This is a genomic window from Pseudoxanthobacter soli DSM 19599 (assembly GCF_900148505.1).
Classification (GTDB): Bacteria; Pseudomonadota; Alphaproteobacteria; order Rhizobiales; family Segnochrobactraceae; genus Pseudoxanthobacter; species Pseudoxanthobacter soli.
The window spans coordinates 219,220-240,677 of record NZ_FRXO01000001.1 but is presented as its reverse complement, the minus strand read 5'-3'; the positions used below and the strand labels follow the sequence as shown (position 1 = coordinate 240,677).

19 protein-coding genes and 1 tRNA gene are annotated in these 21,458 nt (G+C 67.3%); 9 read left to right on the top strand and 11 right to left on the bottom strand.

Features of this window, described 5'->3' with window-relative positions; all coding sequences use genetic code 11:
* Positions 1–70: 70 nt before the first annotated feature.
* A complete protein-coding gene (gene rpoZ, locus BUF17_RS00985; RefSeq protein ID WP_073625349.1) occupies positions 71–454 on the bottom strand; it encodes a DNA-directed RNA polymerase subunit omega in 384 nt (127 codons plus the stop codon).
* Positions 455–746: 292 nt separating this feature from the next.
* Here rpoZ and BUF17_RS00980 point away from each other — a divergent pair, with 292 nt between their 5' ends.
* From BUF17_RS00980 to BUF17_RS00965, 4 genes are all read left to right on the top strand, one after another.
* Positions 747–1,370 carry a LabA-like NYN domain-containing protein gene (locus BUF17_RS00980; RefSeq protein ID WP_073625348.1) on the top strand — a complete coding sequence of 208 codons (624 nt, stop codon included), beginning with the start codon at positions 747–749 and terminating at the stop codon, positions 1,368–1,370.
* 89 nt (positions 1,371–1,459) lie between these two features.
* Positions 1,460–2,116, top strand: a complete 657-nt coding sequence (locus BUF17_RS00975) for a uracil-DNA glycosylase (RefSeq protein ID WP_073625951.1) — start codon at positions 1,460–1,462, stop codon at positions 2,114–2,116.
* 178 nt (positions 2,117–2,294) lie between these two features.
* Positions 2,295–3,335 (top strand): aldose epimerase family protein, encoded by a 1,041-nt coding sequence (locus BUF17_RS00970; RefSeq protein WP_073625347.1) that lies wholly within the window; start codon positions 2,295–2,297, stop codon positions 3,333–3,335.
* A 91-nt stretch (positions 3,336–3,426) separates the two neighbouring features.
* A complete protein-coding gene (locus BUF17_RS00965) occupies positions 3,427–4,737 on the top strand; it encodes a DNA polymerase IV (protein ID WP_073625346.1) in 1,311 nt (436 codons plus the stop codon).
* A 52-nt stretch (positions 4,738–4,789) separates the two neighbouring features.
* On the opposite strand, the gene BUF17_RS00960 is transcribed toward BUF17_RS00965, so the two are convergent.
* Entirely contained in the window at positions 4,790–5,743 is a 954-nt protein-coding gene (locus tag BUF17_RS00960) for a cell envelope integrity EipB family protein (protein ID WP_084563748.1), read from the bottom strand.
* 624 nt (positions 5,744–6,367) lie between these two features.
* Here BUF17_RS00960 and BUF17_RS00955 point away from each other — a divergent pair.
* From BUF17_RS00955 to BUF17_RS00945, 3 genes are all read left to right on the top strand, one after another.
* Positions 6,368–6,832, top strand: coding sequence for a RidA family protein (locus tag BUF17_RS00955; protein WP_073625949.1), 465 nt, complete (start codon positions 6,368–6,370; stop codon positions 6,830–6,832).
* A gap of 40 nt (positions 6,833–6,872) precedes the next feature.
* Positions 6,873–7,646 carry a glycerophosphodiester phosphodiesterase family protein gene (locus BUF17_RS00950; RefSeq protein ID WP_073625345.1) on the top strand — a complete coding sequence of 258 codons (774 nt, stop codon included), beginning with the start codon at positions 6,873–6,875 and terminating at the stop codon, positions 7,644–7,646.
* A gap of 530 nt (positions 7,647–8,176) precedes the next feature.
* Positions 8,177–8,566 (top strand): hypothetical protein, encoded by a 390-nt coding sequence (locus tag BUF17_RS00945; RefSeq protein WP_073625344.1) that lies wholly within the window; start codon positions 8,177–8,179, stop codon positions 8,564–8,566.
* Between the two features lie 216 nt (positions 8,567–8,782).
* Here the strand turns inward: BUF17_RS00945 and BUF17_RS00940 are convergent, their stop codons facing one another.
* From BUF17_RS00940 to BUF17_RS00925, 4 genes are all read right to left on the bottom strand, one after another.
* Positions 8,783–9,850 (bottom strand): hypothetical protein, encoded by a 1,068-nt coding sequence (locus tag BUF17_RS00940; RefSeq protein WP_073625343.1) that lies wholly within the window; start codon positions 9,848–9,850, stop codon positions 8,783–8,785.
* 448 nt (positions 9,851–10,298) lie between these two features.
* Entirely contained in the window at positions 10,299–11,306 is a 1,008-nt protein-coding gene (locus BUF17_RS00935) for a protein-methionine-sulfoxide reductase heme-binding subunit MsrQ (protein ID WP_084563747.1), read from the bottom strand.
* A gap of 66 nt (positions 11,307–11,372) precedes the next feature.
* A complete protein-coding gene (locus BUF17_RS00930; protein WP_073625342.1) occupies positions 11,373–11,714 on the bottom strand; it encodes a lysozyme inhibitor LprI family protein in 342 nt (113 codons plus the stop codon).
* Between the two features lie 397 nt (positions 11,715–12,111).
* Positions 12,112–12,324: a YMGG-like glycine zipper-containing protein gene (locus BUF17_RS00925; protein ID WP_073625341.1), complete on the bottom strand. Its 213-nt coding sequence runs from the start codon at positions 12,322–12,324 to the stop codon at positions 12,112–12,114.
* A gap of 371 nt (positions 12,325–12,695) precedes the next feature.
* On the opposite strand from BUF17_RS00925, the gene BUF17_RS00920 reads away from it, so the two are divergent.
* Both BUF17_RS00920 and BUF17_RS00915 read left to right on the top strand, forming a co-directional pair.
* Complete coding sequence (locus tag BUF17_RS00920) at positions 12,696–13,877, top strand: peptidase C39 family protein (protein ID WP_084563745.1); 1,182 nt, start codon at positions 12,696–12,698, stop codon at positions 13,875–13,877.
* A 117-nt stretch (positions 13,878–13,994) separates the two neighbouring features.
* On the top strand, positions 13,995–15,464 hold the full coding sequence (locus tag BUF17_RS00915; RefSeq protein ID WP_073625340.1) for a RimK family ATP-grasp domain-containing protein: 1,470 nt from the start codon (positions 13,995–13,997) through the stop codon (positions 15,462–15,464).
* A gap of 89 nt (positions 15,465–15,553) precedes the next feature.
* On the opposite strand, the gene BUF17_RS00910 is transcribed toward BUF17_RS00915, so the two are convergent.
* The 5 genes from BUF17_RS00910 to BUF17_RS00890 all read right to left on the bottom strand — a co-directional run bounded on the left by BUF17_RS00910 (position 15,554) and on the right by BUF17_RS00890 (position 21,427).
* On the bottom strand, positions 15,554–17,146 hold the full coding sequence (locus BUF17_RS00910) for a 2-isopropylmalate synthase (RefSeq protein WP_073625339.1): 1,593 nt from the start codon (positions 17,144–17,146) through the stop codon (positions 15,554–15,556).
* A 538-nt stretch (positions 17,147–17,684) separates the two neighbouring features.
* Entirely contained in the window at positions 17,685–18,059 is a 375-nt protein-coding gene (locus BUF17_RS00905; protein WP_428977620.1) for a septal ring lytic transglycosylase RlpA family protein, read from the bottom strand.
* 1,818 nt (positions 18,060–19,877) lie between these two features.
* Positions 19,878–19,954, bottom strand: a tRNA-Asp gene (locus BUF17_RS00900).
* 358 nt (positions 19,955–20,312) lie between these two features.
* Complete coding sequence (locus tag BUF17_RS00895; RefSeq protein WP_073625337.1) at positions 20,313–20,513, bottom strand: hypothetical protein; 201 nt, start codon at positions 20,511–20,513, stop codon at positions 20,313–20,315.
* 68 nt (positions 20,514–20,581) lie between these two features.
* Complete coding sequence (locus BUF17_RS00890) at positions 20,582–21,427, bottom strand: S49 family peptidase (RefSeq protein ID WP_073625336.1); 846 nt, start codon at positions 21,425–21,427, stop codon at positions 20,582–20,584.
* Positions 21,428–21,458: the final 31 nt, after the last annotated feature.

Below are 21,458 nucleotides of genomic sequence, written 5' to 3'. Positions count from 1 at the left end.
GCCCTTTCGACACGAGGCCGGGTCCGAAGCGACGAGCCGTCCGCCGGGACCCCACCTTTTCAGGCAGCGATCAGATGTCTTCGGTCTTTTCCGGCGGCACCAGGCCCTCGAGGGCCTTGAGCAGCTCTTCTTCCGAGATGCGGTCGAAGGACGGGTTGGTGTCGTCGTCGGGGTCGGCCCCGCCAGACGCCACGAGCGGAACGATCTCCGATTCCGGCTCGTCGACTTCGACATATTTCTGCAGCGAGTGGATCAGATCTTCCTTCAGATCTTCCGGCTGGATGGATTCGTCGGCGATCTCGCGCAGGGCGCACACCGGATTCTTGTCGTTGTCGCGATCGATCGTGAGGGGCGAGCCGCTCGAAATCATGCGGGAACGGTGGCTGGCGAGGAGGACCAGCTCGAATCTGTTCTCGACTTTGTCGATACAATCCTCGACGGTCACGCGGGCCATCGGTTGACTCCAATTCCTAGGGACGAGTAATCCTCAATAGGGGGCGCGCCACCGAAAGGCAAGCGCGCCGCGATTTGGAAGCGATTCCCTGCGTTTGAAGATCAGTCATTTCAACGGGCCGGCCGGTAAGCGAGCATCGCTGCCTGAGGTCGCCGCCTTCTGGGGGGAAGGCGGCACCGTCCAGCCGGGGCTTTTTGAAGGAACGCAGGCCGGACCGTTTTCAGGCGACCCGTGCGTGGCCAGATATTCGAACAGGCCGACTGAACTTCCCGGCCACAATTGGTGAAATTATATGCTCCGCTCCCCCAAGGATCCCCTGTCGTTCGATTCCCGCGAGAAGATCGCGCTGTTCATTGACGGCGCCAATCTCTACGGAACCGCGAAGACGCTGGGATTCGACATCGATTATCGCAGACTGCTCGAGGAATTCAAGTCGCGTGGCTATCTGCTTCGCGCATACTATTATACCGCGCTTGTCGAAGATCAGGAATATTCTTCGATCCGCCCGCTGATCGACTGGCTCGACTATAACGGCTACAAGGTCGTCACCAAGCCGGTGAAGGAGTTCGTCGACCAGACCGGCCGCCGCAAAGTGAAGGGCAACATGGACATCGAGCTCGCGGTCGATGCCATGGAAGCGGTCGAGCATGTCGATCACTTCGTGCTGTTCTCCGGCGACGGCGACTTCCGCTCGCTGGTCGAGGCGATCCAGCGTCGCGGCCGCAAGGTCAGCGTGGTGTCGACCCTGACGACCCAGCCACCGATGATCGCCGACGACCTGCGCCGGCAGGCCGACCATTTCATCGAACTCGCCCATCTCGAATCCCGCATCGGCCGCGATCCCGGCGAGCGCGCCGCCCGGGCCGCCGAGCGGCAGGACCGCTTCGCCCGCGACGCGGACCCCGAGGACATCTGAGCGTGGCGCGTGCCGCCGCCGCGTCTGCCGCGCCCGTCCGGACGCGGGTGCGCTCGCCGCGCACGACGGCCGTCCCATCCGGCGGATCGCTGCCGGGCGGACCGCTGCCGACGGAACCCTCCCGCGATTGTCCGCTCTGCCCGCGCCTCGCGGCGTTCCGGGACGAATGGCGCGCGCGCGAGCCGTCGTGGTTCAACGCGCCCGTGCGCACGTTCGAAGGCGAGGACATCGAGCTTCTGATCGTCGGCCTCGCGCCGGGGCTGCGCGGGGCCAATCGCACCGGGCGGCCGTTCACGGGCGACTATGCCGGCGACCTGCTCTACTCCACGCTGATCGCGCGGGGGCTCGCCGCCGGCCGCTTCGAGGCCCGGCCGGACGACGGCCTTCGCCTCGTGCGCACCGCCATCACCAACGCCGTGCGCTGCGTGCCGCCGGAGAACAAGCCGACCCCGGCGGAGATCAACACCTGCCGGCCGTTCCTCACCGGCACCATCGCCGGCTATGCGGGGCTGAAAGCGGTGGTCGCGCTTGGTCGGATCGCCCACGACTCGTTCCTGAAGGCGGTGGGCGTTCCCGGCTCGCGACACGCCTTCGCCCACGGCGCCGAGCACCTCCTGCCCGGCGGCCTCACGCTGTTCGACAGCTATCACTGCAGCCGCTACAACACCAACACCGGCCGGCTGACGCCCGCGATGTTCCACGCCGTGTTCGACCGCGTCGTCGCGCATCTCGGTCCGGCGGCATGATCGCGACACGGCCGCTCGACTGAGACGCGGCCGCCGCGGGGCTCACGATTGCTTGACCGCGGACGGCATTGGGCGGCACGATCCCCGTCGAGCGCCGGAAGCCCCGCGTGCCGCAAGCCTCACGACACACACACGATCCCCAGAACAACCCTACGCGATCCGGCGGGAGGATGTGCCCATGACCCTGCAGCATCGGACGGAGACGGCGGCCATCGAGGAGATCGTGCTGTCGACGGCGAGCGGCGCGACCGCGACCGTGCTCGACCACGGCGCCACGTTGCGCGACCTCAAGGTCCCCGCGCCCGGCGGCGGCGTGCAGCGCGTCGTGCTCGGCTTCGGCGACATCGACCTCTATCGCACCAACCCGACCTATTTCGGCGCGACCGCGGGCCGCCATGCCAACCGCATCCGCGCGGGCCGGTTTTCGCTCGAAGGCAGCGAGCACAGCCTGTCGCTCAACGAGGCCGGCCGCAACCACCTGCACGGCGGTTTCCGCGGCTTCTCGCACCGGCCGTGGCGGGTCGTCTCCCGCGCGGCGAACGCCGTCACCCTCGAACTCGTCTCGCCCGCCGGCGAGGAGGGCTATCCCGGCACCGTGACGGCGCGCTGCACCTACACGCTGCTCGATCCCGGCACGCTCCGGGTGGAGATGACGGCCGAAACCGATGCGCCGACCATCGTCAACATGGCGCACCACTCCTATTTCACCCTCGAGCCCGGCGGCTCGGTGCGCGACCTCGATCTCGCGATCAATGCCGGCCACTACACCCCGGTCGACGAGACGCTGATCCCGACCGGCGAGATCGCGCCGGTGATCGATACGCCCTACGACTTCCGCACCGCGCGGCCGGTCCGCTGGTGGGGCGAAGGCGGCGCGGAATACGACATCAATTTCGTGCTCGACCGCCACGGCGACGACGGCACCACGGCCGAGGGCCTCGCCCACGCCGCCACCCTGCGTTCGCCCCGCACGGGCCTTTCCCTCGATGTCTGGACCACGGAGCCCGGCCTCCAGGTGTTCGACGGCGGCTTCCTCGGGCCGGAACCCGCCGGCCTCGACGGCGCGCGCCACTTTCCCCATGCCGGGCTGTGCCTCGAAACCCAGCGCTTCCCGGACGGGCCGAACCAGGTCGGCTTCCCCTCGCCGGCGCTCGCCCCGGGCGATCTCTACCGCCATGTGACGGAATACCGGTTCTCGCTCCACCGCCCGGAATCCTGAGCGCGGGCAACGCGGGTCCGTCCCGGGCAAGGAAGCGGGTCCGTCCCGGACAAGATCGCGGGTCCGTCCCGGAGAAGGAGGCGGTGTCGACGTGGCTGAGGGTGCGGCGAAGGGAGACGGCGGAAGCCTCTGCCGGGATTGCGGCCGCCGCAATCCGCCGGGCGCGTCGCGCTGCGCCATGTGCGGCAGCCCGCGCCTGCTCGCCCATCCCGAGCTCGACGCGCTCGCCATCGCCCACATCGATTGCGATGCCTTTTACGCCACCATCGAGAAGCGCGACGATCCGAGCCTGCGCGACAAGCCGCTGATCGTGGGCGGCGCCGGGCGGCGCGGCGTGGTGGCCACCGCCTGCTACATCGCGCGCATCCACGGCGTGCGCTCGGCGATGCCGACCTACAAGGCCCGCGAACTCTGCCCGGACGCCGTCATCATCCGCCCGGACATGGAGAAATACGCCGCCGTCGGCCGCCAGGTCCGCGCGATGATGCTGGCGCTCACCCCGCTGGTGGAGCCGCTCTCCATCGACGAGGCGTTCCTCGATCTCTCCGGCACCGAAAGGCTGCACGGCGCCAGCCCCGCCGAGGTGCTGGCGCGGTTCGCCCGGCAGGTCGAGCGGGAGATCGGCATCACCGTCTCGGTCGGGCTATCCTATGCCAAGTTCCTGGCGAAGATCGCCTCGGACGTGAACAAGCCGCGCGGCTTCTTCGTCATCGGCCGCGCCGAGGCGCCGCTGTTCCTCGCGCCGAAGCCGGTGACGATCCTGCCCGGCATCGGCAAGGCCGCCGCCGCGAAGCTGACGGAGGCCGGCCTCACCTCGGTCGGCACGCTCGCGACCTGCGATCCGGCCGACCTCTTCCGCCTCGTCGGCTCCCAGGCGATGCGCCTCGCCCGGTTCGCCCGCGGCGAGGACGACCGCAGCGTCACGCCCGACGCGCCGCGCAAGAGCATCGGCGCGGAGACCACCTTCTCCGACGACATTTCCGATCCCGTGGTGCTGTCGGCCCTGCTGCGCACGCTGTCGGAAAAGGCGTCCCGGCGCCTGAAGGCCGGCGGCCTCGCCGGCTGGACGGTGACGCTCAAGCTGAAGACCCCGGATTTCCGCCAGGTGACGCGCGCGCGGCGGCTGTCGGATCCGACCTGCCTCGCCGACCGCATCCACCGCATCGCCGTCGACCTTCTGTCGAAGGAGCCGCGGCGCGCCTACCGGCTGATCGGCGTCACGGTGTCCGACCTCGTCGACGACACTGCCGCCGATCCGCCCGATCTCGTCGATACCGCACAGGAGAAGCGCGCCCGCGCCGAGCGGGCGATGGACGCGATCCGCGCCCGCTTCGGCAAGGAGGCGGTGGAAACCGGGCTCACCTTCACCCACCTGCCCCGCGAGAAGCCGCCCCGGCGCTGAGCGGCGCGGTTGAACCGGCGCAAATGAACCGGCGCAAATTACTTGGCGCGATTTACTTGGCGCATGCCGCCTTCGGCAGCATCTCGATGGTCTTCAGGTTGCTGGAAACGACGAAATCGCCGTAATCGAGCTTCAGCCGCCGCGTCACGCCGTTGGCGTAGAGCAGGAACGACATCTCGTAGACAGGCGTCTGTTCGCCGACCGGGCCGTCCTCGATATCGAAATAGCTGAGGCGCACCGGCCAGTGCGGAATGCCCTTCAGCGCGGCGACCGCCTTCGGGTCGTCGTCATCGGGCGTGTCCGCGCCGGTGATGGTCGGGCCGATCACGGCCGTGGTGGCATAAACCTTCTGGCCATCTTCCGAACCGTCGAACAGGTCCGCCTGCACGATGCGCTGGCCAGACTCGCCCGCCGCGACCAGCCGCGCGAGATGCTGTGTCGGGAACAGCGCCGCCGGATCGATCTCCGCCTGCAATTTCTTCGGCTCGATCAGGTCCAGCCGGGTCTTGCCGTCCTTGCGGGTGGCGGCGCCCTTGGTCTCGTCGTCCTTGTCCTGATCGACGAAATTCTGGGTCAGGAACTGGTAGCTGTCGGCCGTTCCGCTTTCGTAGCTGGTGGTGCGCAGATCGGTCAGGCGGTTGCCGCCCTCGTCGTCCTGCACCTCCGTGACCATGCGGAAGTTCACGCTGAAGCCCTCGCAGGCGCCGCCGGTGATCTCATAGACCATGCGGCCGCCGACGTCGGACACCGCGGCGTTCGACTCGACGTTGTCGAGCGCGAGATCGTAGACCGCGCGATGGGGCGCGAACCCGGCGACGATCGAGGCTTCCTTGCCGGCAAGCGCGGTTGCGGCCGCCGGCGCCGTGCCGGCAGCGGCCGTCGCCAGCGGCGAGGCCACGAGCGCGAGCGCAAGCCCCGCGGCACCCGCCGCGCGAAGCCGGAAGCCCATGCCGGTTCCGAGCCGCGCGGCACGCGCCTGAAGGGCCTGAAGCGAATTCGACGCCATCTATCATTCCTCCGAACACCCGAGCCGAACCGGGGTCGCACCTCACCGCGGCGGAACCATGGCCCGACGCGCGCCCCGGACGGGCAGGCCGGACGCCGCCCTGCGAATTCAGCAACGATCCGCCGCCGGCGCAATCGTCTAAATCGTGCTCCGCACCGAATAAGGGATCAGGCCGGGGATTCAAGGCTTTAGAGCGCCTTCCGATCTCACGGACTCATCGGATCGACCGGAATTCGCTCCGGATTCGAAACCTTGAGCATATCCGTGCCGTTCAGATCGGTTCGATCTGAATGGGTTATGCTCGAACGCCCCGTGTCCGGCCGGACCCGCCCCGCCGCAATGAGCCGGCTGAGGATAGAGCGACTTCGGGCCGTCCGCGCCGTCCGGACCGCCTCGATCTGAACCACACGCATGCTCGCGCATCGCCGCCGCCCGAATCCGCCCCCGCCGGGAGGCAACGCCCGCTTCGCCTGCGAAACGCCGCCTGGCGCGGCGTTCGGCGATGGCGCGGCTTTCGGCGATGTTGCCGCGCCGCCGAAATTCGGCCAAATGACACGAAGGCCCGCGCGTGAAGGCCGCCGATCCGAACGCCGCGCGCGCCCGGACAGCTGGAGACAGAAAAACATGTCGGAAACCGCCGAAGCCCGCCTCGCCGCTCTCGGTATAACCCTGCCGAGCCCGGCCGCCCCGGCGGCGAACTATGTGCCGACCGTGCGCAGCGGCTCGCTGCTGTTCATCTCCGGTCAGATTCCGGTCGATTCGGAAGGCCTGCGTTATCGCGGCGTCCTGGGCGCCGGCTTCGATATCGAGGAAGCGCGCGCGGCGGCGCACCTGTGCGCCATCAACATTCTGGCGCAGGCCAAGGCCGCGCTCGGCGATCTCGAAAAGATCGTGCGGGTGGTGAAGGTCACCGGCTTCGTCGCCTCCACGGCCGATTTCGGCGACCAGCCCAAGGTCATCAACGGCGCCTCGGATCTGTTCGTGTCGGCGCTCGGCGAACGCGGCCGTCACAGCCGCTCCGCCATCGGCGTGTCCGCCCTGCCCTTCGGCGCGCCCGTCGAGGTCGAAGCCATCCTCGAAGTCGCCTGAGCCGACACCGCGTTCGATCAACCGGCCGGAGAGTGCCGCCATGCCTGAGAAATCGCGAGACTTTCCCTGGCTGGTCGCCCGGCCGGTCGCCCATCGCGGCCTGCACAACGCGCGGGCGGGCATCCTGGAAAACACCCTGCCCGCCGCGGAGGCCGCGCTTGCGCGCGGCTTCTCGATCGAGGTCGACCTGCAGCTCTCCGCCGACGGCGAGGTCGTGGTGTTCCACGACGACACCCTGGAGCGGCTGACCGAGGCGACGGGCCCGGTGGTGCTCCACGATGCCGCCGCGCTCGCCGCTCTCACCATGCGCGGCACGGACGCCCACATCCCGACCCTCGGTGACCTCCTCGCCCTCGTCGGCGGCCGCGTTCCGCTGGTGCTGGAGCTGAAGAGCGACTGGCGCCGCGACGGCGGCCGCCGGCTCGTCGCCGCCGTGGCCGAACGCCTCGCGGACTATGCCGGCCCCGCGGCCCTGATGTCGTTCGATCCGGACATCGTCGAGAACCTGCGCCGCAGCATTCCGGACCGGCCGCACGGCATCGTCGCCGACCGCGCCACCGACGCCGCGGACTATCCCGGCCAGTCCACCATGACGCGGTTCGGCCTGCGCCACCTGATGCACGCGCCGAGAACCTGCCCGGATTTCGTCGCCTACGACGTCCACGCGCTGCCGATGCCGGGGCCGGCGATCCTGCGGCGGCTGTTCGGCCGCCCCCTGCTGACCTGGACCGTGCGCACGCCCGATGAACGCGAACACGCGCGCATCTTTGCCGATCAGATGATCTTCGAAGGCTTTGTGCCCGATCCGGTTTGAGGACCACGGCGGGCCTTCCGGCCCCGTGCATCGCGGGGTGTTGCCGCGGGCGAATCCCGCCTTACCCGCGCCAAGCGAGGCAGACGGCGCCTCTCAACCATAAGCGGCTGAATTTGCCTCGGATTTCGCGATGCAGGGACGAGGCGGCCAGCCCGAAACCGTTCGGCGGCACCCAGTGCGGACCGATCGCGCTTTCGTGATCGAAAATTGTGGCAGCCTGCGCGCCGGATCGTATGTGACGCATATAGTCGATATTTCATATCGTTCCTGCGGATACAGCCATACCGCGAGACCCTGCTTTTCATCCCATCAATCGGATTTCGCCGTATTTGGCGCGGAGTCGCCATGCCGCCGTCTCGTTTGCGCCCGAAGCCGCGCTCTAGATCAGATCGGCCTTCGGGAGGAACCGCCCCGCACCTCGGCTTTCCGGCATGAGGCGCGGCGCAGACAACCGATGAAGCCCGGCGCCACCGCGATCGCAGGCAAGCGACACGGCCCCACGCCGTCTCGATCATCATCGGAGACGCGCCATGATCTCGACCACATCCCTCACCCGTTCCCTCACCAGCACCGCCATCGCGCTTCTGGCCGTCGCCATGCTCTCGCTGCCCGCCTCCGCGGCCGGCGCGGGCGCGGCGGCGTCCCAGGACCAGGCGACGATGGGAACCCCGGTCCACAAGAAGAAGATCGTCCACACCGCGCACAAGACGCCGGTGCACAAGGCGACGCCGATGCACGCCGCGAGCATGACGGCGCCGGCGACCATGGCGGCACCCGCCGCCGCAAGCACCGACGCGAAGGCGGCCCTGCCCGACGACCTCATCAATGTCGGCACGCCCGATCATCCGGTCTACGAGCACGACGCCAACAACGGCGCCTATGCCAACTACACCCAGAAGCTTCCGAGCTATCTGCAGTAGCCGGTGCCGGCCGCCCGGTTCGACACGCGAACGGCCCGCCGCCGCGGTGGTGGGCCGTCATGGCCCGGCGAAGGCCCATCCGTCCCAGCGAAGACCCGTCCGTGGCGGCGGGCACGGCCACGTCCGCCTCTCTCGGCGGACGAGCCGGCCAGCGCTGATGCGGCGGCAGCGGCGCGGGGGCTGCGGCGGCGCGTCGTCCGTTCAGGTCGCGTCGTCTCAGGTCGCGTTGTTCTTGCGGTAGAGGCGGTACATCATGACCGCGAGCATCCTGATCTGCTCGGCCATCACGTCTTCCCGCGATTTGGGCTTCACAACCGAAGACGGCGGCTCATGCACGTCGAACAGCGGGGCCGGCAGCTCGGGAAAGAATCGCTGCCGAATCCACTCGTTCGAATCCCGGTAGCGCGACAGCAGCGCCCGCCGTTGCGCCGGGGTGAGTTCGGGGTCGCGGGCGGCCTTGTGGAACCGGCTGCCGACGAGATCCTCGACCATGTCGAAGAAGCGCGAGTCGTGCTCGTCCTCGAACACGAGCTTCTCGCCCGTCACCATGTCGAACAGGGCCGGCGCGTAGCTGGGATTGGCTTTGCTGCGCGGAAATTTCAGCCCTTGGGGAACGGGACCGATCAGGGAGAAGAAGTCCGCCACCACGTCGCGATCCACCAGATGCTCGCGGTCGAACAGGCGAAGGGTGATGCGGCTTTCATCGAGAGCGGCGAGCCAATTCTCCACCATCCGCCGCCAGTTGCCGTAATCTCCGGCGCTCTCGAGCAGCCACGCCCAGAAGTCCGTGTTCTGCTTGCCGAACCATTGCTGCCAGGCCGAGAGCATGAACTCGTCCTGCCGGCGGATATACATGATGACGCGGGTGTCGTAGCGCCCCACGACATCGTCGAACAGGCGCGGCTCGTCGCCGATGCTGCCGAGATTCTCGGCGCTGATGAGCACCGTGTGGCAGTCGGAATTCCGCTCGAACAGATCCGTGATCCGGGCGGTGACGATCTCGCGGCCCTCGCACGGCTTGTGGCGCAGCGTCTCGAACAACGGCACCTGATGGCCGGTGACCGCGGCCCGCGTCCCCAGATTGGTGTCCGGAACCAGGATGCCGGCGGCCTTGAGCGCGCGCGCGTTCTCGGCCAGCGCCATCTGGATCGAGGAGCTGCCGGTCTTGCTGCCCCCGGCGTGGATGACGAGCTTCTTCGTGCGGTCGTCCTGTCGCCCGCCGCGCACCGCGATGTCGGAATCGCTGCGCAGAAGCGCCCCTATGGCTCTGGTTGGAGAAATCATGCCCTTCCCGCAAGCCCTGAATTTCGCCGCGGATCGCGGCGGCGCTTCGATCACGGCGACCGGAAAGACCGGCCCGATGGATCTAAAAGCCGCGAACGCGATGACGGTTCAATTCCACCCCGAAAATGCCGCGAATAGACCGCGCAGGCGCGGAAATGACGCCCCGAGCCAGCCAACCGAACAGATATCCCACGAAGCGCAGCCTTAGCCCCAGCTGCGCATTATTAAAGTTACAACGTGAGGGAGATGAAAGTAAATGCGCGCGCTACCCAAACTGGGAAATCTGCGCGCAATCTTTGCGCCGCCTTCCCCAGGGAGAAATTAGCAGCCCTTACTACCTTTTTCCGAAACCATGACTTAAATGCCATTCGATCTCATCGATGTAATAGAGATGATGATCGATATCGAACACAAATCGAGAATAAGAAGATCGACTCCGCTGCTGCGCTCAGGACGCGCGATTTACTCCGGATTGGCGGGCCGATCTGTTCAGAATTGCAGTGCCGAGCGCGATCGCAAGCCCGATGATCAACACCCACCAGACCGGGCGAATGCCGGCGGCAAGGCTGAGATCGGCCGCGATCACCCGCGCCGGCGCGACGCTCGTCGCAAGACCGTACCAGGCGACCTCCGCGACGCCCGTCAGCACCGCCGCACCGACGGCAAGCGCGATGAGCACGGGCACCGTCGACCGGCGCGCGATCAGGCGGAAGCCCATCAGCCACAGGAAGAATCCGGTCATCAGCACCGGCTCGCTGACGTCGAGGCGGGTCTGGAGATAGAAGTGGAACAGCGCCAGCGCCGTCAACGGATAGACCAGACGGTGCAGCGCCTGCCAGCGCCGGGCGCCCATCTTGCGGATGACGGCATCCACCGAGGTCGCCGCCAGCACCGCGAGCCCGACCAGCGTGACGAAGCCGACCGTCAGGTAGAACCTGAGCGCGATCTCGCTCGCGACCCGCGCCAGATCGAATTTCTGGTCCACCACATAGAGCGTGAAGTGGCTCGCGGCATAGAGGAAGGCGGCGACGCCGATCATGCGGCGGACGAGGATCAGCCGCGGGCGGCGCAGCAGCCGCATCGCCGGGGTCACCGCGAGCGACAAGAGCAGCAGCCGGACCGACCAGTCGCCGAAGCTGTGAAGCGCGATGGTCACCGGCCGGGCATCGCCGAAAGCTGCATTGCCCGCCGGCGCCGACGGCGCGACCGCATTCGCGAGCGTCGCGAGGATGAGCGCGGCGGGGATGAACAGCGTCACGAACACGCCGGTCTTCAGCCAGGAGAACCGCCCCGCCCGATCGTTCCAGGGCACATGGCGGGCGAAGGCCCACCGCTCCGCGCCGGCCGGCCTGCCGCCGGCACTCGCCGCGCCGCTGCCGCCGGGCCGGGCCTTCGCGACCGCCGCACCGGCTTTCGCCTTCGCCTGACCGCTACCGGCCGGTCTCTTCGAAACCATCAGCGCCTCGCGGGGCTCGCATCCATCGGTTGCTTCCGCCCTGTTTGCCGCGAAGCGGCGCCGCAATCAATAAGGGCCGCGTGAGACGATCGCGTCGACGGCCTTGTCGAGGATGGCGAGGCGGTCGCGATAGGCGGCGGCAATGCACGCCGTGTCGGCCCCGCACGCCGCCCGGCTCGCCAGGAAGGCGCGCTGGCCGTCCTGCAGCATGCCACGTTGTCCCATCGCGACGAGCCGGATGAGGATGCCGTAGGTCGTCGCCATCCGGACGTCGAGATCGGAGAGGGCCTGCGAATGGCAGATCGCGATTTCATCCGCGGCCCGCGCCGCTCCGCAATCGAAGCTCGCCGCCGCGACCTTGCCCGGCAAAGCCGCGCCGGAGATGACAACGGCCGTCAGCCAGATCACACCCCGCCGGAGCCACCTCCCGGAGGCGGCAGTCCTCGCCCACAGCAATGCGTCCGAGCCATGACCGCCATCTGAGTCCGCCCTCGACCTTCTGCGACCGACGGAGGTCCCGGGCATCGCGTGCTGCTTCCCTGACATCGATTCGCACCCGTTCGAAACGAAGGCCGACTTGCGGACGCCGCCCGCAAAGCGCCACCCGAGAAGTGCCGCGAGGGCATCGGTCGGCGCGTCGACGATGCGGTCGCGGTGACGAAAAGCGCGTTTGACCCGTCTTCACGCGTCGAACCGCGCGGCGGCGATGCTGATGCGCGCATGCGCGCGCAAATCGCCGCTCAAGGCGACCACTGCGCGCGCACGAAGTGCGCATCAACCGCGCACCGCGCGCGGCTGCGTGGGGTTACTGCGCGGTCGCCGCACCTACCGCCGCGCCGCCGACGCCGCCGATGGCCGCGCCGGTCAGCGCGCCGCCGGCATTGCCGGAGATCGCCGCACCGGTCACGGCGCCGAGGCCGGCACCGACGGCGCCGCCGACGACGGCGCGGTTGGTCTGGGTCTGGGTGCAGGCCGCGAGCGCCATCGCCAGAACGGCCGGAACGAGAAGCTTACGCATTGTTCTATCTCCGGTTTTGGCGACTCTGTCCCACAGGTCGCCCCCTGTGAAATCGCGCGAGTGGAGCACGACCTCGCCGCGGAAGTCCAGCCGGCCGCCCGCATTTCGGGCATCTGCCTTGGCGGAGAACGTGAAGGGTTGGACGGCAGTTTCATTGAGCCCGCACAAATTTTCGCGTTCGGCCCGTGTTTGCGCCGGGCCGCCTCGAAAATGCCGCGACGGAGGCATCGAATCCCGCTCGTTCGCGTCGCAATCCGGCCTGGTCTCCCACCGGCCGCCTGTACTGTTCGCGACCGCCGTTCCCTGCGCCAGGGTGCTTCTCCACCGCGTTCCCGCTCGTCCCGACGGCACGGCACTCATCGTCTTTCATCATGAAAACGCTGACGAATTCCAGCTCCCCGCAGGATGGCGCCGCAGACGACCAGAGCGCGGCGGACGTGGTTTCCCCGCCTGTTCTGAGACGCGCGCGGCGCGAGGACGTGCCGGCCCTCGCCGCGTTCGAGGAACGTGTGTTCGCGACCGACCGCATCAGCGCCCGCTCGTTCCGCGACTTCGTCGAGAAGCCCTCCGCCTCGCTGTTCGTGGCAGAGGCCGACGGTGCGCTCGCCGGCTACGCCCTCGTGCTGTTCCGCGCCGGCACTTCGGTCGCCCGGCTCTATTCCATCGCCGTCGCGCCCGCCTTCTCCCGGCGCGGGATCGCCCGGATGATGCTGGCGCGCGTCGAGGAGGAGGCCCGCGACCACGGCGCCCTGTTCCTGCGCCTGGAGGTCCGCGCCGACAACATGGGCGCCATCACCCTCTATCGTGCTGCAGGCTATCGGGAATTCGGCCGTTTTCTCGACTATTACGAGGACCATCAGGCGGCGCTGCGGCTGGAAAAGGCCCTGATCGGCCGCCACCCGCCCGTCGCGCGCAGCGTGCCCTATTTCCCGCAGACGACCGAATTCACCTGCGGCCCGGCCGCAATGGCGATGGCGATGGCGGCCCTCGATCCCGCCGTCGCCCCCACGCGCGCGCTGGAACTGACGCTGTGGCGCGAGGCGACGACGATCTTCATGACCTCCGGCCACGGCGGCTGCGAGCCGGTCGGCATGGCGGTGGCCCTGAAGAAGCGCGGGTTCGACACCTCGGTCTGGCTGAACCAGCGCCCGCCCTTGTTCCTCGACGGCGTGCGCACGCCTTCCAAGCGCGCGGTCATGATGGTGGTGCAGGATACTTTTCGCGAGGAAGCACAAGCGCTTGGGCTGGCGATCCATGAACGGCCGCTCGGCCGCGACGACCTCGTCGCCGCGCTCGACCGCGGCCTTTGCGCCATCGTGCTGATCTCCGCCTGGCGCATGTACCACGAGCGCTATCCGCACTGGCTTCTGGTCTACGGCCACGACGAGCGCTCGGTGTTCGCCCACGATCCCTGGATCGAACCGGATGAGCACGAAACCGTTGTTGCGAAAGCCCACATCGCGATCCCCTGGCCGGAGTTCGAGGCAATGAGCGCCTACGGACGGACCCGCCTCCGGGCCGCGGTGCTCGTTGGCCGGGAACGAATCGCCTGAACCCTCCCCCATGAGGCCTGTCCGCATGACGCCTTTCCACGCTGCCGAGGGTCGCCCGATGCGGCCCGCCGCCCCCATTCCTTCCCTGTCGCCGCAGTGGATGCCGGAGTGCACGGCATGAGCTGGCTCGTTCTGGTCGACAAGCCGGGTGACCTCTCGAACGCCGATACGCCTCATAAGGTGATGACGGTACGGGACTATCTGCTGCGGCCGAAGCTGTTCGGCGACATGAAGCCGTCGGTCATCAACCTCTCCCGGTCCTACGGCTATCAGGGCAGCGGCTATTATTGCTCGCTGCTCGCCGAGGCGCGCGGACACCGCGTGATGCCCTCGGTCGAGACCATCATCGAGCTGTCGCGCAAGCAGCTCTACCGCATCGCCCTACCCGATCTGGAGGACAGCCTCAACAAGGTCGTCCGCGGCCTCAAGGCCATGCCGGAAAAGGACTTCCGCCTGACCGTCTGTTTCGGTCGCCCGGACGATGCCCGCTTCGAGGCATTCGGCCGCCTGCTGTTCGACTGGTATCGCGCGCCCATCATCGAGGTGCGGGCGTCCGGCGAGGCGTGGTGGTCCATCAACCGCATCCGCACCCTGCCGATCACCGACCTGGAAGACGAGCAGCGCGCGCTGCTGATCGACGCGCTCGACCGCTACACGCGCCGGGCGTGGCGGCCGCAGCGCGAGCGCACCCATCCGTTCCGCTATTCGCTGGCCGTGCTCTACGACCCGAAGGCCGACCTGCCCCCCTCCAGCCCGGCCTCGCTCCGGCACATGGCCAAGGTCGCGGCGCGACACGGCGTCGAGATCGAGCCGATAGAGAAGGGCGATCTCGACCGCCTCACAGAGTTCGATGCGCTGTTCATCCGCGAGACCACATCGATCGACAATCACACCTACCGCTTCGCCCGCCGCGCGACGCAGGAAGGGATGCCGGTGATCGACGACCCCGTGTCGATGATCCGGTGCACCAACAAGGTCTATCTCGCCGAGTTGCTCGCCGCCCACGATGTGCCGATGCCGAAGACCGTCATCGTCGACAGCCTGAAGCAGGCCGAGACGCTGCCTGAGGAACTCGGCTGGCCCGTGGTGCTGAAGATCCCCGACGGCTCGTTCTCGCGCGGCGTGTTCAAGCTCGACGACGCCGCCGCACTCGCCGAAAAGCTGAAGGATCTTCTGGACGAGTCCGATCTGGTGCTCGCGCAGGAATTCCTGCCCACCAGTTTCGACTGGCGCATCGGCGTGCTCGGCGGCGAGCCGCTGTTCGCCTGCCAGTACATGATGGCGAAGGCGCACTGGCAGATCATCCGCCATGAGGACGGCAAGGAGGCGGAGGAGGGCCGCTTCCGCTCGTTCGCCATCGAGGACGCGCCGCCTGCCGTGATCGAGACGGCCATCAAGGCGGCCCGGCTCATCGGCAACGGATTCTACGGGGTCGATTTGAAGGAAACCGAGCGCGGCGTGGTCGTCATCGAGATCAACGACAACCCGAACCTCGACCATGGCATCGAGGACGCCGCCGGCAAGGATGCCGTCTGGGACGCGCTGGTGAAGTGGTACATCACGCGGCTCGACGCCCGCCGCACCTGATCGCAACCCGCCGCAAGCAAAAGGCCGCGGCGTGGACGCCGCGGCCCAAAACAAGGGATGGACATGCCATCCCCGTTTCCATCAGAGCGTCAGGCGGCGGCGGGAGCCGTCTTCTGCCGCCGGACGCTGAGCCGATTGAGGGCGGAGACGTAGGCGCGCGCGGAGGCCACCATGGTGTCGACATCCGCGCCGCGGCCGGTGGCGATCTTGCCGCCTTCCTCGAGCCGCACGGAGACCTCGGCCTGGGCGTCGGTGCCCTCGGTCACCGCGTGCACCTGATAGAGCGACAACTTGGCCTCGTGGGGGACGATGGACCGCACGGCGTTGAAGATCGCGTCGATCGGGCCGGAGCCGGTCGCCTCGCGGGTGATGTGCTGGCCGTTGACCGACATGGTGATGATGGCCTTCTGCGGCCCGCCGGTGCCGGCGATCACGGTGAGCGCGATCACGCTGACGGCCTCGCCCGCGTTGGCGATCTCGTCCTCGACCAGCGCCTCCAGATCCTCGTCGTAGATGACCTTCTTGCGGTCGGCGAGATCCTTGAAGCGCTTGAACGCGTCGTTGAGCGCGTTGTCGCCCAGCTCGAAGCCGAGCGACTTCAGCTTGTCGCGGAAGGCATGGCGGCCGGAATGCTTGCCCATCACCAGCGAGGTGGCGCGCACGCCGACATCCTCGGGGCGCATGATCTCGTAGGTCTCGGCGTTCTTCAGCATGCCGTCCTGGTGGATGCCGGACTCGTGCGCGAACGCGTTCTTGCCGACGATGGCCTTGTTGTACTGCACCGGGAACGACGACACCGCCGATACCAGCTTGGAGGCCTGCGTCAGCAGCGGCGTCTCGATGCCCGTGTAGAACGGCATGACGTCGCCGCGGGTGCGGATCGCCATCACGACTTCCTCGAGCGCGGCGTTGCCCGCGCGCTCGCCGAGGCCGTTGATGGTGCATTCGATCTGGCGGGCGCCGCCGGCAACGCCGGCCAGCGAATTGGCGACCGCCATACCGAGATCGTCGTGGCAGTGGACCGAGAACACGGCCTTATCGGAATTGGGCACCCGCTCGCGCACCATGCGGAACAGGGCGGCATATTCCTCCGGCACGGTGTAGCCGACGGTATCGGGGATGTTGATGGTGGTGGCGCCGGCGTTGATGGCGGCTTCGACGCAGCGGCAGAGGAAATCGTGCTCGGTGCGGCTGCCGTCCTCGGCGCTCCATTCCACGTCGTCGGTGTAGTTGCGCGCGCGGGTGACCGAAGCGATGACGGCTTCGTAGACCTTCTCCGGCTCCATCTGCAGCTTGTACTTCATGTGCAGCGGGCTGGTGGAGATGAAGGTGTGGATGCGCTTGGCGTGGGCGGGCGCCAGCGCCTCGCCGGCCCGGTCGATATCCTTGAAGGCGGCGCGGGACAGGCCGCAGACCACGGACCGCTTCAGGCGCTTGGCGATCTCGTTGACGGCTTCGAAGTCGCCGACGGAAGCGATCGGAAAGCCCGCTTCGATTACATCGACGCCCATGTGATCGAGGAGTTCGGCGACCTGGATCTTCTCTTCCAGCGTCATCGATGCGCCCGGTGACTGCTCGCCATCCCGCAGCGTGGTGTCGAAGATGACGATCCGTTCCCTTGCGGCGCCGGCTTTCGTGGTCTTGGCATCGGCGATGCCAGCGGATGCGGTGTGACTGGTCATGGGCTCGTTTCCTTCATCTGGCCCGCATCCCGGCCTCAAGGGGCTCTCGGGGCGGCCATGCCCGGCTGGCGCTTTGCCGGCGGACACTGTTCGAATGCTATCGGCTGCCGTGCCTGCCCCCTGAGAACCCGCCCGAAGGCAGCCAGCGCTCAGGGGCAGCTAAGGAGAAGGACGAGCCGGAGGGTGCCAGGGCGAGAGGATGCGGAAACGGCATCGGCCGTCACGGCGCGCACGACGGAGACGCCGGCGGCAGCCAGCTGGTCGGTCGAAACGGCAATGTGACGCGCGGCGCTCACGGGCCCGGTCCTCGCATGTCCGCCGGCACCCGGGCGCGTCGCAACGACATGCAGCCCTGCCGGACGAAAAGGGGAATAGCCGATCGCGACGGCCCGTGCAACCGCGTCGGCCCGGCTTGCACATGCCAAGGCTGGACACGCGAAGGCTGGACACGCATAGCCCGAAGGCGCTGCGCCCGCCGGCGCTGAGCGCACGGCGGGCACGGCACAGATCGGCGCGCGGGAGCGGACCGGTTTCAGGTTCAGTTCGAGACGACCGCGATGCAGATCGGGGCAACGCCCGAGCTCAGCATGCCGATCTGGCGAGCGGCGCCCTTCGACAGGTCGATCAATCGCCCGCGCACGAAGGGCCCGCGATCGTTGACCCGCACGACCACGGTCCGGTTGGTCTTCATGTTCGTGACTTCGAGCCGCGTGCCGAACGGCATGGAGCGGTGGGCGGCCGTAAGCGCGTTGGAGGAGAAACGCTCCCCGCTCGCGGTATGGCTACCGTAGGCGTACCAGGATGCATTACCGCACTTAACCGGCCCGGAAGCCTTCTGGCGCTGTTCAGGCTTGTCGGTTTCCTGCGACTTCCCGGAGGCTTCCGCGGGCGTTGCCTTCGCCACCGCCAGCAGACGCGCATCCGTGCTGCGTTGCGGTGCCGCCGGCGGCCCGGTGAACGGCAAGGTCTTGGCCTCTGCCTGCTCGACCGTTTGCTCGGCCTTGGCAAATGCGGCGACAGGCGACGTTACCACCGATGCCGCAGCGATTATTGAAAACCCGTAAGTAAATATAGTTCTTGGAAGACGAGATTTCGTTAACTTATAGGGCGAAATAGAGGGCGCTGGAGTAAACACCATACTGAATTATTGCTCCACGCTGTTTGGGATGGATTGGTGTTTAGAAACGAAATACGCCCAGTCTGTGTCCACATGACAATCCTGTAATGTCCAGTTCTTTCGCATCACCCGAGGGCGCGGTAACGGCAGCGACCCCGGCGCCATCCCGCACCGCACAAACGACTGAAACTTGAACGGTTTTCTCGCGGGCGCCGCGGGACTGCGGCTGCGGCGTCACAGGCGGAAAAAAGCGCGCAGACGCGGCTCCAGAGAGGCCATATCGTCTGGTTGCAAATGTAATTTAAACCCGCATATCGGGAATTGTGGCGAGGTTGGGACGGCTGCCGGCAGCACCCGGCGCGCCGCGGCCACCGCGACAACGGCCACTCTTCTTTCGACTGGCCGTCGGGAGAGCGCCGGCAGGTCGCCTCCCGGGACACTTACGCTGTTCCGGAATCGACCGGCGCCCGACGTCACATCGGCCATGGCAGCGCGCCAGCGCCCGGACGGCTCGGATCAAAAGCCGACGTGGACGTCGCAAGGAGACAAATTTGCGCGGTATCAAAATTTTGCATTTATACTGATATATGGTCGTATTACGCCGAAATTACTCCGCTTAAATCAGTACATTTATAGTGCGCAATATAAAATCTATTCATAAATCTCTTCAGTAATTTGCAGTGCAGCAAATGCCGGAAAGCGACATTGCTCAGTTTTCTATTGCAATAACAATAAGTTGAAACGATCCTTGGTGAGCAGGACTTGTCCTGCCTAGGGAGATAGCCATGACAACCAGAAAAAGCACGGCTATGCAGACCAAGGAGCGGGTCGGCATCTACGCGATCACGACCGGCATCGGAATGTTCCTCACAGGCATCGTCCTGATCGGCATTCCCCTGTACTGACCGCAAAAGGCCCCTCCCCGCCCCTTAGCCAAGGGTGGGGAGGGTAGCGCAAGGCAATTGCCGCGGTGCGGCGTAATCGCGGGCGCGCCATGCGGTGTTCCGAAGCAACTCAGGCGTCTCTGAGGGCGGTTTCTGAAGCCGCCGGATCGGTGACCTCCGCCAGGCGGCTCCAGCCCGTCTTCGCGGCCCGCAGCCCGCAGGTCGAGGCGCAGTCGCACAGCTGCCTGCCCGGGCGCCGGCAGCGAACCGATGGCAGATGGCAAGGGACCGCTCGCAAGGGACCGACTGGGCGGGGCCTGAGGCCGGCGACGGCACCTGCGAGCATCGGACGGCGCCGAGATCCCTCGGCAACCGTTGGACAGCATTGCGGACGGCGCGACAGGGTTGTCAGCACGGCAGCCCGCCTCGTCCTGCCCACGGGCATCGCCACGGGTGCAGGTCTGCACATCCCCATCCCGCTACGTCCACGCTCTCCCGTGCCGATCTCGGGCGTCGCGGCGTTCCCATTCCAGCCCTCCATCAGGCTGGGAGCGACGGGAGCGGCGATGGGCATCCGGGCGGCAGAAACAGGCGATCGCCCGAACCGCTCGCGCGGAACAGGCGTTATCTGACATGACCGGAAAGCGACGATGACGGGAGAGTTCCGCGCTGACAACGGGTTGGCCGCTTCGAGCAGCGCCGATGATTTCCGCTAAGTCCTTGAAGAGAGTGGCGGGAGTGACGGGGCTCGAACCCGCGACCTCCGGCGTGACAGGCCGGCGCTCTAACCAACTGAGCTACACCCCCGGAGCCGGCTGCGAGAACCGCGCCGAGGCGAGGTGGGAGGTACGATGCCGGCCGATGAATGTCAAGCGGCCTCCCTGAGCGTTGTTCGTCACCCTGCCCCAATCCTCGGATTTCCGCGGATTTCGCTGTTATTCCAACCTGTGGAAAACACTTTCGGGGGCGAACATCGCGCACCGATTTGCGGCACCGGATTCGAGCGCCAGCTCAAAAAAAAGTGCCGTCGAAGGAGAATTTTTTCGTCCGACGCCCTCGGAAGCGGCATCGGGACGTAAAGCGCGACAAAACGGGCGCGCGTGAAACGCGCGCCCGATGGCGCCGGTCGTTCTATCCGGCGGCGCAAATACGGTCCGCAGACGCCTCAGGCGTCCTGGCGCGGGCGGTAGATGCCGGTGGCGGGATCACGCTCAAGCGGAACGCCGCCCCGCACCGTCGCGGCACGGCGGCGTTGCGCCTCGTTCGCTGCGGCCACGCGGGCCTCGACGCGCGACATCTCCCGCTTCATGAGGCGCCAGCCCAGCACGACGGCTACGGCTGTCACCAGAACCACGACCTGCGGCATTCCATCCTCCTGTCGGCTATCGGCGCCCCTGTTCGCGGGAGACCGGTACGGGCACTCACCAGACGCCATCAAAGGCCATAACGCGACCAGAAGGCTCGGCTTTCGACCGCGGACATCACATCTTCGGCAAGCGCGGAACCGGCGTCGACCCCAACGCTGCGGCCGCGGCGGAACGGCCACGACCGTTCGCCGCCAATCAGCTTCGGCCGGACATCCTCGCCGAAGCGCTCCCGCAGCGTGCCACGCAGGTCGCCGAGCCTATCGACGAGGCCGAGTTGCACGGCGGTCGTTCCGGTCCAGAACAACCCAGAGAAAAGATCGGTCCGATCCGTGGCGAGATTGCGACGGCGCGCCTTGACCAGATCCACAAACCCGGCATGGATCTCGGCCTGAAGGGCCAGAAGATGCTCGACGTCCTGCGGTTCTTCCGGCCGGAACGGATCGAGGATCGCCTTGCGGGTGCCGGCGGTGTGCACACGCCGCTCGATGCCGAGCTTTCCGATCAGGTCGACGAAGCCGAACCCCTGCGAGACCACGCCTATGGAGCCGACCACGGAGGACGGATCGGCGACGATCTCGTCGGCGGCGACGGCGACCATATAGCCGCCGGAGGCTGCGACGTCCTCGACGAACGCCAGCACCTTCTTGCCGCTCTCCTCCGCAAGCGAGCGGATGCGGCGATGGATCAGGTGGGACTGGACCGGTGAGCCGCCGGGGGAATTGACGATGAGCGCCACGGCGGGCGCATCCTTCACCGCGAAGGCCTTCTCCAGCGGCGAGGCGACGGAGGCGAGCGTCACCCCCGGCCGGAACGGCGCATCGACGCCTATGACGCCTGCGATGCGCACCACGGGCACGGTGATACCCGCGCGCCCCAGCTTGCCGGGCAGATAGCGGCGCAGACCTTCGAACATTCCGGGCGTCTCCCTCGTCTCGCGTGCGATG